Origin of the sequence: Paraburkholderia sp. NMBU_R16 (genome assembly GCF_013282575.1) — a bacterium.
GTDB lineage: Bacteria > Pseudomonadota > Gammaproteobacteria > Burkholderiales > Burkholderiaceae > Trinickia.
The window spans coordinates 1-11696 of record NZ_JAAAYE010000091.1 but is presented as its reverse complement, the minus strand read 5'-3'; the positions used below and the strand labels follow the sequence as shown (position 1 = coordinate 11696).

Here is an 11696-nt window from a genome sequence, read left to right as displayed (position 1 = left end):
TGCAACATGCGCCGAGCGTCAATCAACAAACGCTTGTCAGCGTCAATCAACATCGGCATCATCAACCTCGCCGCGACATTCTCATCTTGTTTGTCGCGCGTCTCTCATCCAGATTGTCGCGCCACATGCTGCTGCGCGAACGAACTGTCGAGCCATGATCGTGTTGCTGCCGCGTTCGTTGCAGGGGCGCCTGCTGGTCCTTATAACCGGAGTGGTCGCCACGGTATGGCTGATCGCCGCCGTACTGACCTGGCGCGATGCGCGACGCGAAATCGATCGGTTGCTCGACAGCCATCTCGCGCAGGCCGCTGCGCTGCTGGTGATGCAGCAGGCCCGGCCCGTGCACGACGACGAAGCGCTGGACGCTCCGATTTTGCATCCCTATGCGCCGAAAGTCGCGTTCCAGGTTTTCCACGAGGGGCGATTGGGCATGCATTCCGCCAATGCGCCCGCGCAGCCCATGGTGCCGCGGCCGCGCAAGCAGAAGCAGGGTTTTTCGACCGTGCAGATCGACGGGGCGGCATGGCGGGTATTTGCCGCATCCGGGTACGAGCACGATGTGGAGGTTTACGTGGGCGAGCGGATCGACTCGCGCACGTCGATCCTGCTGGCCGTCATGCGCAGCGCATTTTGGCCGATGGCGGGCGCGTTGCCGCTGCTCGCGCTCGTGACGTGGTGGGCGGTCCGGCGCGGCGCTGCGCCGCTGCGCGAGCTTGGGCGCGTGCTGGCACGACGCGATCCTCGCGCGCTGGATCCGGTTCGGATGGAACGCGTACCCCAGGAGATGCAGCCGATGCTCGACGCACTCAATCGTCTGTTCGATCGCATCGGGGCCGTACTCGACGCTGAGCGACGGTTCACTGCCGATGCGGCGCACGAACTGCGCACGCCGATCGCCGCCATCAAGGCCCAGGCGCAGGTCGCGATGGCGGAAGACGATGCAGGGCTTCGCAAACACGCGCTGGGCGGCGTGCTCGAAGGGTGTCGCCGCGCGGTGCGCCTGGTCGACCAGCTTTTGATGCTTTCCCGCCTGGAGGCGGGAGCTGCGGCGCCCAGCGCTTCGGTGGATCTCGGTGCGCTTGCAAAGCGGGTGATCGCCGAGATCGCGCCTCAGTCGCTTGCGAAGCGGCAGCAATTGGAACTGGATGCGCCGCAAACGTATGTCGTGTCCGGCAACGAGATGCTGCTTGCTTCGCTGGTCCGGAATCTCGTCGACAACGCCGTGCGCTACAGCCCCGCGGGCGCGCGCATCGCGGTATCGCTGTCCCGCCGCCAAGGCGGCGTCGCACTGATCGTCGAGGACAGTGGGCCGGGTCTGTCGGACGACGAGCTGCATCGGCTCGGCGAGCGGTTTTTCCGCGGCCGAACGGACGGGCAAAGCGGAAGCGGCCTCGGATGGTCCATCGTGCAGCGCATCGCGAGCGTGCACGGCGCCACTGTCGGCGCGGACGGATCGCGCTCGTTGGGCGGCTTGCGCGTGACGGTGTTCTTTGCACGGTGAGCGTTGACTCAGATCAACAGGCGGGCAGGCCTCGTTGTTAATGTGATCTGCACGCACCCGTTCGAGCCCTGGGTTTGCGATGGAGACCGTCTTTGCCATTCAGGCAGTCAGCAAGATGTACCCGATGGGGAGCGTCGACGTCTGCGCGCTCAGCGACATCGACCTCGAACTGAAAGCCGGCGAGTTCGTCGTGCTGCTCGGCGCGTCCGGCAGCGGCAAATCGACGTTGCTCAATCTGATGGGTGGGCTCGATACGCCCACGAGCGGTCGAGGCCGGCGCCGGCTCGATCTTTCCCGATAATCGTCACTACGGCGTACTGTGGATGGGAGCCGACGCCGTATCGGCTGCCTTGAGCAGGGACGGGGCGTTCAACGACATCGCGCTGGCGACGGAACATGGCGCGACGGTGGCAGAGGTCGTCGCACGGATCGATCGCGAGCTCGCATCCTACGGCGGGCTCGGGGCGATTACGCGCGAAGACCAAGTATCGAACCGCTTACGAGTACCTGTTCGACGTTCAGTTTCAGCGCGTCGAGCGGGGAGCGCGCACAGCAATTGGCGTCGCTACGTGTCCTCGGCTTCACCCGTGCCGAGGTTGCCTGGATCCTGCTTGGCGAACAGTTCGTCCTTGCGTCACTCGCGATACCGGCCGGCCTGATGCTTGGTTATGGCGTGTGCGCGTTACTGGCGAAGCGGCTTGCGACCGATCTGTACCGTCTGCCGCTCGTGGTCGAGCCGTCCACATTCGCATACGCGTTTATCGTGACGGCCGGTGCGGTCGCGGGTTCGGGGGCGGTCATGGCATGGAAGATCGGTGGTCTCGATATCGTTGCCGTCCTGAAGGCGAGGGAATCGTGAAGCGCACTGGAAAACGGCACATAGTACTGTCCGCGATCGGTGCGCTTGGCGTGGTCCTGGCGCTGGCCTATGCGTTCTGGCCGGCCCCGATGCTCGTCGACACGGCGCCGGTGAGTCGGGGACCGCTGCGCGTCACGATCGACGAGGACGGCGAAATTCGCGCGCACGACCGTTACGTGGTCACTGCGCCGGTCGCGGGCGGCTGCTGCGCGTGGGGTTGCGCGAAGGCGACCAGGTGGGCGCCGGGCAGGTCGTCGCGGTACTCGTACCATTACCGATGACTCCCGGCGAAAGTCCCGAGCAGCGCGCACGCGTGGACTCGGCTCGGGCGTCGTACCGCGATGCCCGCGTTCGATCCCGATAAGACGGAAACGTCGGGCGTCAGATTTGCGAGGGGCGCGGCGTGCAGGCATGCGCGATGTTGATGTGAGTCAAAACGATAGGCGCGTTCTGGCAGCAGGATGTCGATATGAGTCCATTGCACGGCGTAATCATGTATGCCAGGCATGTGGGCGATGCAACGATCGATGCGCCGGGGGAGACCATGCCGAGGCTGAGCGGATTTTTAACGATTCTTGCGTCGATGCTGCTGAGCGCGACTACCGGTGCAGTTCAGGCCGATCAATTGAGTCGAAGCGTGACGACAAGCGGATTGACGGTGCACTTCGGCGTGATGCCCGCCGAGAAGGCACGATCAGTGGACCGCGGCGCGAGCGCTCCCGAGGAATCGACGTCTGGTTCTGTCCATGCCACTTACCACCTCGTCGTCGCGCTGGTCGACAAGTCGACCGGCGAGCGTATCGATGGCGCGACTGTCACGGCAAAGATGACGAGCCCCAGCCACAAGACCCGCACGCGGACGCAAGTGAAACCGTTGCAGGAAATGCGAATCAACGACACGGTAACCTACGGCAATTATTTCGACATGCCTTGGCAAGGCCGCTATCGCATCGATCTTTCGGTCAAAAGAAAAGACCGATCTGAACCGATCCACGCCCGGTTGAATTACGACCATCACTTCTAATATTGGCGCCACGCCCCGGCCGATGCGCCGCGCGGTTGCCACCAGAACCGCCCAGTGCTCAGGTTCGGGTCGTTGATCGCGAGGTAGGTCGTGCTCCAGAGCTGCGCCGCATTGGCTTCCGTCGCGTCGGCGGCATGCGTGCCGAAGGCTTCGGGCTGATAGTTGCCGTTCACATAGGACCAGGTCCACATCTCCGAGGCTCGCATGGAAGCGGCGTTGGAGATGACTTGCCAGACGCGCAACCGGGCGCTCGAGAGCAAGGTGCGCGTATCGGCTGACAGGTCCTGGCGCGCGAGCTGCCGATCGAGACCGGCCACCCACATGGCTTGCTGCCACGACCAGACGACAGTGCCGTGGTAGGCCGCGTTCGTAAAGCGCGGCCAGAGCGATGAATTCGCATAGGCAGGGTTGGCGATCAGTAAACCGGCATCGGTGACGAGCCCGGCAGGGAACGGTTGAACGGCCGCCGACACGATGCGTTGCAACGTGTCTTCCGACGGCGTGCCGAACAGCAGCGCGAAACCGCCATCGGAGTTCATGATCGGGATCGGGTTGCCCTGCTCGTCGAGCGAGACGGCGTAGAACGACAGCGTCGAGGCGGGCAAGGTGCCGGTCGGCACGCCGGCTTGCGCGGCATAAGTCGGCAATTGCGCTGCCGCTTGCGCGGGCGTGACGTTCACTTGAAAAAACGGCGGCGCGGCCGATTCCCAGACCGACGCCTGCTGCGCGGCATCGGCAAGCGCGGCGCGCGCATCGCCCGAGAGGTATGGGTCCAGCAACCCGCTATCGACGAAGCGGCTCGCCGCGCGAAGCGCGGCCGGAACGAGCACCGCGTTGACATCGTAGGGATAGACGCCGCCGCCCAGGCCGTCGGTGCTGTCGCGCCAGTTGCCGACGATCTGCCCGGCGCGCAGATGGATCAGGTTCGATGCGGTGCTTTGCTGCGTGAACGCCCGCGCGGTGTTTGCCACGCGTAGCAGGTTGGTCACGAAGCGGCTGCCGTTCGTTTGACCGTTGCTCTCGGCCTGGGCGAGGTAAGCCGCCGCCCGTGCGGCCCCGCGCGGATCGTCGATGAGCCACGCCGCCATGATCGGCGCGAGCATGTAGTCCCCGTCGATCATCTTGTAGTCGTAGCTCGGTGTGGCATCGTTGGAACGGCCATTCTTGCGATTGTCGATGACGGCAAACTCGCCGATTCCTTCCTCGTGCGCCACCATACCGTCCGCCGAAAGACGGCTCAGCACGGACGTGAGACCTGCTTCGATCGCCGTCGGCTGCAGAACGGGCATCAACATGCGCACCGAGATCAGCGTGTCGCGGCCGAAGTAGGTGTCGTACTGCCACGAGCCTGCGAGCAGCTTGTCCTGATAGCTCAGGAACTCGACGACGTTCTGGCTCTGCGTATCGGGATTCACCGCATTACTGAAAAGGCTCGCATGGGTAATCGGTGTAAGGGGTGTTTCGCCTGTGAGCGCTTGAATCTGCAAATGAAGTGCGGTGCTTCCATTCGCAGCCTGCAGCACGAGCGCACCGCTCGCGTTCGTCGAAACCGTGCCGCCGGTCACCGTCACTGTGAGCGCATAGCCGGGCGCGCCATCGGCCCGAGCCCGCTGCCAGCGAAGCGTGTTGTTCTGCACGAACGGCGGCGTCACGATCTCGGGCGGCACCGAGTTACCGCCATTGAAGTCGCGCAGAAAGCGCACCGAACTCAGCAGCGCCTGCCGGATCGAGAGCGTTGTCGTGTCGACCGATACGTTTGCGGTGATGCCCTGGAGCGTGCGACCGAGCAGATCGTGGCCGACACTCGGCGCGATGGGCGTATCGAGGCTCCAGTTGACGGGTCGAGCAGTATCGTCGAACCAGAGCCCGGCGCCGCTGTTGCCGGCCGGAAATACGACGAGCAGTCGCGGCCGCGCCGACGAGCGCATCAACAAATGCGCGGCCACGCTGCCTTCGCGGTAAAACGCGTTGAGCTGGCCACCCGCATTCATCGGGAATGCGAGTGCCGCGGTGCTGCCCGGCTGTGAGGCGCTGTCGCTGCTGCCGCCCGAGCAGCCCGCCATCAGGACCGCCAGCAACATGAGCCAACCGGCTATATGAGCTCGAATCGTCCTCGCATTCACGAGCGCCTCCTTTTATTTTTTGTTGATCGAATTCGATGTTGTCGGCCCTGGTCGTAGCAAATGTGGTGCCGTGCAGTACAAAGAAGGAGGGCAATGGCGCGGAATAATGCGTTGCGAGCAACTTGCAGAAAGAAAAATCGTTGGAATTTCGAGAGAAAAGGTTCAAGCGGATGTAGATATTTCAGGATTTTGATCCCGTGTCTGATTTTTTGATGCGTTATGGGTTCGGTGACGGGCATCGAAATAGAGTAGCCCGCGTTGCCGGACGGGTGGGCGATGGGCACTGCGCCGCAGCCGTTGGACTCCCTTTCACCGATTCATTCGAATACTCACGAACCTCATGAAATTTCCTCCGCTTGCCACGCATTTGGTCTCGCTTCCCGACGGGAAGCCGCAAAACAACGCGCTCGGATTCTGCACGAGCACTTCGCGAAACCCGGATGCGATCGCCACGCTGACGCCATTCGGGACAGGATGGGCGAAGCGTGTATGGCAAGGAACGAAGGTCGTCGTCAAATGGCTGCAGCTTCCTGGGCAGCCTGAGTTCCTCCACCTTCTCGACGGTGAAACCTCGACGACGATGAGGCTGCCGCGGCGTTTGAAGCAACGCGAATCGCTCGAACTGGTGACAGTGGCGACGCCGTTTGCCGAGCATTCCCCGGCGGATACGCTGCTTTACTATGGGACGACATCGATATTCGCGGCCAATTTCGTCAGCATTACCCCGCTGGGCGAATGGCGATATGCGTTGCCGGCGGGCTCCGGGGTGAATATTTCGAATTTGAGCGATCCCATGAATCCGATAAAGAGCGGCGTGTTCGCGACGCAATCCGCGGTCATTGCGCGTTCTCGAGATAGCTTGAGGTTCTTGAAGGACACGCCAGGCGGGGCGTGAAGGCGAAGCGGTGCTGCGGTGCCGATACGGCTGTCCGCGCGGGGCATCTTGGGCTGAGAGCGTGCGTTCACAAAATAACAGCGGCTCGTGAATGATAGGAGATCGTGAACTATGTGACTGCATGCAACGGTGACCGACGGATAGGTCGCTGCTCCATATAGGAAAACCGTACAACCGCCGTTCATGCTGTTGCTTCCCGAAACAACCGGTAACGTCCCGGCCGAGGCGTCTCCCTAGAATTCACTCACCGCAACTTGTTTTGGAGAATTCGGATGAAGACGAAGCGATGGACTCTGTTGGCTGCAACCGGTGTAACCGTTCTTGCATCGTCGATGGCATTCGCGGCAGGCAGCGATACGGGGGCTACCGTGGGCGCGGGTTCGCTCGGCGCAAAGAGCACCACGAGCGCCACCGTTGGCACCGATACGAGCGGCACGGGTGGCACGAACGCCGGGGCTGGCGCAGGCGTGAATGCCGGCTCGAATCTGGGTGCGACGACGCCGTCCACGCCCGGTACGACGGGAGCCGGCACGAGTGCCGGTGGCATGTCGTCGAGCCATATGAGTACCGAGGGCGCGGCCAATACCAATGGCCCGAATGCCACCGATCCGGACAAGGGTACGGCTCGCGCCGAGGACCGCTCGAATACGGACGTGACGGGTAAAGCGAAGACCCACACGCGTACGTCGATGAAGCACCACAAGGTCGCCAAACCGTCGACGACGGACTCCAGCGGTTCGTAATCGTCTTTTGCCGGCAATCACGCGACCCGGTTAATGCCGTTGCCGGATGAGCGAGACAACCCGGCGAATGAGGATGACTGCTCATTCGCCGGGTCTCGAGCCATTGCAATTCGATGCCGGGCCGGCCGGCACCTGCGACCGATGACGATCAAACCGGCCGATTGGTCTGCTGCCAGTCCGCCGGGCCTGTTTTCTCGGGCCCATCTATCCCGAGCTCCTTTACCCTTTCGGCCAAGTGAAACTGGTGCATCGGATCCCGGGCCAAGGCAAGTAACGCGTCCAGGCCTGAAGGCCCCTCTTGGGCCGCAACGCGCGCCACCAGTTCATGCGTGTTACCCGCTAACGTATTTCGTTTTTGGACCGTGGGCCAAACTTCAACGGCCTTGGCTAACGTCTCCCCCGAACGACTCATCGCTTCTATTTGGGCGCTGGTAAACCCGAACCCTGCGAGCTGCTCTTTGGCATCGGCGGAATTGCGGTGCAATGCCGCACTGTCGGGGCGCTGGACAGCGGCCGGTGGATTTGGATTTGCCGGCAGTTGTCCGGAAAGCCGCGCGAGCACCGATGAGCCCCCGCCGGGCGCAGGCGAGACGGGGCGAGGCGCGGACGCGGACCGTCCGCCGGTGAGCCGCTGCAGCGCCGGTTGCCCCGACTGTTGGGTGGCCTGCGGCTCCTGCGCAGGTTTCGGATCTTCGCTGGTATCCCCCGCTTCAGGAACGACTCCACGTTGAGCGGGGTTGAAAGGATTTACGCCATCCATAATTCCAAATTCCTGCACCGATACCCGATGAAAGCGACGATTGGAATGTAGTCCGCGTCAGCACCGCTTTCGAAAGCGAATGCGAAGCGAGGGCACCAAATACGCACCCACGCCAGAGGCAAACGGACGGCAAGAGATACCTGTATGCACTGCTTTGCAGCACGACAGTGCCAGGAGTTCGCCGACCTGCCGATGAGGTATGCGGCTGCTGACCGTGTTATGTCACGCGTATGACCGCCGTCGCGGAGGCCGGCATTCCTTGCTGAAACGGCCACAAAACCCTGTTGCAAAGAGGCACCGTATTGCGCAGTCCGGTAGGAACTGGCATATTGGCGCATGAATGTTGCAATTCTTGCCGGTTTTTGATAGGCAATTCGGGAGCTGCGGCGGTTGCAACTTCGAGCGGCAACCGCTCGTCAGCCTTTGCCATACAAGGGTTCGGGACCGTCGACTGACATGCGGGCGTTAAAAACGCATTCATAAATGCGCCATGCAAAGCGCGCATAAATCATTGCCAAGAAGCGCGGCTGTTACCGCGCGGCTCATGTGCGTGTCACTTGAGTGTTTGTTCAGCGGGGTGGGGTATGTTTGATGACGATGATGACTGCGCGGTGCTCGAGGTCCTGCTCGGAACGAAAAGCCCCTGCTGGCGCCTCGGCAGCGACAGCAACGCCTTGGAGTTGGCGGCAGTTCGCGGCCTGACGAACATCGGTGTTGCGCTCACGGCGGAACAGGCAGCCAGTATCCGCGGCTTGACGGGCGTGACGTCGCATATCCGGCTCGACGTCTCTCTTTTTGGCAATGCAGTCTCGCTTCACCTCGTCGGCAAGAAGATCAATATGACCCACTGGGCAGGGACGGCATCCAGCGATTCGGACACGCTTTCGGTCGCGGAAGCGCTGTCGACCGGCCTCGCGTCGGCAGAGCAAGTCGTATCGGAAGTCAACTCGCTCGTCGTCATCCTCGATCGCAACGGCTTCGTGCAGCGTTTCAATCGGATGTGCGAAGAGGTGACCGGTTGGCGGGAAGTCGATGTCATCGGTAAAAGCGCATTCGAGTTGTTCATGAGCCCCGATGAGGGCGCGCAGTCACGCAGCAACATCAAGCGGTTCTTCGAAAGCCGGCAGTCGTTCGAGGTCGAACGCGTCATCAACACGATCAAAGGGCCGCGCCTGTTCCAGTTCCGGAACAAGTTCGTTCATAGCGGCAGCGGCGTGGACGAAGAGTTCATCATCTGTTCGGGCACGGACATCACCGATGAACGCAACGCTCAGCAGCGGCTCAAAGAACTCGCATCGCAAGATGTCCTGACGGGCCTGATGAATCGCTATGCGATCAATGCGAAGATCGAGCAGGCGCTCGAGGACGCGCGCCGCGATCCTACCCGCGTGCTCGGCATCGTATTTCTCGATCTCGACAACTTCAAGCGCGTCAACGATCACTACGGCCATGTCTATGGCGATCGACTGATCAAGCGCGTGTCGGAGATGGTCAGCGAATCGCTGCCCGAAGGCGCGACGATCGCTCGCTTAGGCGGCGACGAGTTCCTGATCCTGGTCGATCCCTGCTCGCCGGAACTGCTCGAGACGCTGGCGCAAACGATCATCGATCGTTTCCGTTCGGCGATCCACCTCGATCTGATGGACGTCTATACCAGTTGCTCGATCGGTATTGCCGTCTACCCCCAGCACGGCGAAACGCTCGAGGCGCTCATCTCGCACGCCGATACGGCGATGTATGCGGCCAAAGAGGCAGGCAAGCATACCTACTGCGTCTTTTCACCCGAGATGAACCAGAAGGTCGCCAAGTACATCTGGCTCGACACTGAATTGCGGCGGGCCATCGACGAACAGCAGTTCGTCCTTCACTACCAGCCCATCGTCAATCTCTATACAGGCCAACTCCATAGCGCGGAAGCGCTGATTCGCTGGCAGTCCAGTCGCGGACTCGTCGCGCCATCGGAGTTCATCCGCTTCACCGAAGAGTCGGGCCTGATCATTCCGATCGGCCGATGGTTGATGCGCGAGGCCGTGAGACAGGCGACCCTATGGAACGAAAACGGCCTCAGTGTCAGGATTTCCGTCAACGTGTCGGCACGGCAACTGCGCGACGCGGGTATCGTCGACCAGTTGCGCGAATTGATCGAGGAATGCGGCGCTAAACGAACGCTGGTCGATATCGAGTTGACCGAGAGCTGCTTTATCGAGGACGAAAAGTCGGCAATCGATCTGATGAGGCAGTTCAAGCAGTTGGGCGCGCGGATCCTCCTCGACGATTTCGGCACGGGCTATTCGTCGTTGTCGCAACTGACGAGACTGCCGATCGATGTCATCAAACTCGATCGGAGCTTCATCACCGGAATCGATCAGAACTATCAGTCGCAGTCGCTCGTGCGCTCCCTGCTGGGCCTCGCGCGAGCTTTCGGCTTCGCCATCGTCGCCGAGGGCGTCGAGACGGAGCGCGAAATGCAATTCCTGAAGGACATCGGCGTCGACTACGCGCAGGGCTACTTCTATTCGAAACCGATGGCCCCGGATATGTTCGAAGCGTGGGTTGCCGATAAAAAGAAGCTCAGGCTCATCGCCTGAGCTTGCAACCCGGAGTTGAGCGACGACACGAGACCGTCGCTCAACGTCGCTTACGATACCGCCTTCAGCTTGGACACTCGTCTGTTTTGCAGCATGACGAGGCGCTCCATGAACGAGACGTCCTTCTCCTCGAGCATGAAGGCGGAATTCACCCAATCCTCCGTGATGTCCATCAGCTCCGCGCGCGAAAGCGGCAACACGCGCTGACGTGCGCGCAGCATCGCGCGCGTACCGTTGAGCATCGGCCGGGTCACGTCGATGAATGTACGGGTCTGCAGCAACGCATCGCCCGGCTCGAACACGCCGTCCACCAGACCCCGCTCGGCGTGCCATTCGGCGCATTGCGACTCTCCTGTGCTGATGAGCGTTTCGGCAACGCGCATGTTCGACTTGCGGGCCACGAGCGAGTAACCGCCCATGCCCGGAAAAAGATTGAAGGCGATCTCCGGAAATCCGAGCTTGCAACCGCTTTGAGCGAGCACGTAGTGGTGTGCGAGTGCGGCTTCGAAGCCGCCTCCGAGTGCGCTGCCTTGCACCATGGCGATGGTGACCGCGCCGGTGCCGAAGCCGTTATAGATCTCCCAGACACCGTCGATGCACGAGCGCGCATAAGCCATCAGCCGATCGCGATCGCCTTTGCGAATGGCGTCGACAAAAAAGTTGAGATCGCCCCCCACGTTGAAGATTTCCGGGACCAATGAGCCGGTGACCCAAAAATCGAACCGCAGGCCGGATTCCCTGGCTGCGCGAGCCAGGCGAATGATGTCCGAGACCAATTGCTGATTGAAGCATGGGCGCGGCTCCGAGCGCAGCATCATCCACATAGTGTGGCGTTCTTCCTCGTAGTAGGCCATGAGTTGGCTGAATTCGCCGGCTTCGTGAAAAGGGCGGCATGTTGAGCTAATGTCGAATCGCATGGTTTTCCCCATTTGCGTGAGTAAGGTCGATTGGAGTGCTCTCAAAGATGCAGAAGCGTCTTTGGGCATCGGCATTTTGCGCGACGAAAGTCCGTCATCGAACGCAGTCAGTAAAACTCCGGGGGATTGCGATTCGTCACCGTGCTATCGGCCACACACACGTAAGCGGTAAGCCATGGGCGTTATAGAGTTCGCGTAAAGGCAATCGCACAATGCCGCCATTGAGTTCGCTCAGGAGGGGCAAGCGATGACGGCCTTCGCAAGAGAAGAATTGGAATCGGTGTGG

Annotated in this window: 10 protein-coding genes and 1 pseudogene; 8 read left to right on the top strand and 3 right to left on the bottom strand. The window is 61.6% G+C overall.

The window, feature by feature from the left end; all coding sequences use genetic code 11:
• Window positions 1–160: 160 nt before the first annotated feature.
• From GWC77_RS25785 to GWC77_RS25765, 5 genes and pseudogenes are all read left to right on the top strand, one after another.
• Window positions 161–1501, top strand: coding sequence for an ATP-binding protein (locus GWC77_RS25785; protein ID WP_173261671.1), 1341 nt, complete (start codon window positions 161–163; stop codon window positions 1499–1501).
• Window positions 1502–1580: 79 nt separating this feature from the next.
• A pseudogene (locus GWC77_RS25780) lies at window positions 1581–1769 on the top strand (ATP-binding cassette domain-containing protein); the annotation flags it as partial.
• A 51-nt stretch (window positions 1770–1820) separates the two neighbouring features.
• Window positions 1821–2360, top strand: a complete 540-nt coding sequence (locus tag GWC77_RS30395; RefSeq protein ID WP_367949113.1) for an ABC transporter permease — start codon at window positions 1821–1823, stop codon at window positions 2358–2360.
• Complete coding sequence (locus tag GWC77_RS25770; RefSeq protein ID WP_254367181.1) at window positions 2357–2641, top strand: hypothetical protein; 285 nt, start codon at window positions 2357–2359, stop codon at window positions 2639–2641. Before GWC77_RS30395 ends, GWC77_RS25770 begins: the two co-directional genes overlap by 4 nt.
• A 188-nt stretch (window positions 2642–2829) precedes the next feature.
• Complete coding sequence (locus tag GWC77_RS25765; protein WP_173261665.1) at window positions 2830–3384, top strand: hypothetical protein; 555 nt, start codon at window positions 2830–2832, stop codon at window positions 3382–3384.
• Here GWC77_RS25765 and GWC77_RS25760 read toward each other — a convergent pair.
• On the bottom strand, window positions 3381–5447 hold the full coding sequence (locus GWC77_RS25760) for a hypothetical protein (RefSeq protein ID WP_254367183.1): 2067 nt from the start codon (window positions 5445–5447) through the stop codon (window positions 3381–3383). The genes GWC77_RS25765 and GWC77_RS25760 overlap by 4 nt on opposite strands.
• 400 nt (window positions 5448–5847) lie before the next feature.
• On the opposite strand from GWC77_RS25760, the gene GWC77_RS25755 reads away from it, so the two are divergent.
• On the top strand, window positions 5848–6402 hold the full coding sequence (locus GWC77_RS25755; protein WP_173261662.1) for a hypothetical protein: 555 nt from the start codon (window positions 5848–5850) through the stop codon (window positions 6400–6402).
• Window positions 6403–6674: 272 nt separating this feature from the next.
• On the top strand, window positions 6675–7145 hold the full coding sequence (locus GWC77_RS25750) for a hypothetical protein (RefSeq protein ID WP_173261659.1): 471 nt from the start codon (window positions 6675–6677) through the stop codon (window positions 7143–7145).
• Between the two features lie 148 nt (window positions 7146–7293).
• On the opposite strand, the gene GWC77_RS25745 is transcribed toward GWC77_RS25750, so the two are convergent.
• Window positions 7294–7905 carry a hypothetical protein gene (locus GWC77_RS25745; protein ID WP_173261656.1) on the bottom strand — a complete coding sequence of 204 codons (612 nt, stop codon included), beginning with the start codon at window positions 7903–7905 and terminating at the stop codon, window positions 7294–7296.
• A 584-nt stretch (window positions 7906–8489) separates the two neighbouring features.
• Here GWC77_RS25745 and pdeR point away from each other — a divergent pair.
• On the top strand, window positions 8490–10493 hold the full coding sequence (pdeR, locus tag GWC77_RS25740) for a cyclic di-GMP phosphodiesterase (protein ID WP_173261653.1): 2004 nt from the start codon (window positions 8490–8492) through the stop codon (window positions 10491–10493).
• Window positions 10494–10543: 50 nt separating this feature from the next.
• Here pdeR and GWC77_RS25735 read toward each other — a convergent pair whose 3' ends face one another.
• A complete protein-coding gene (locus GWC77_RS25735) occupies window positions 10544–11410 on the bottom strand; it encodes a crotonase/enoyl-CoA hydratase family protein (protein WP_173261650.1) in 867 nt (288 codons plus the stop codon).
• Window positions 11411–11696: the final 286 nt, after the last annotated feature.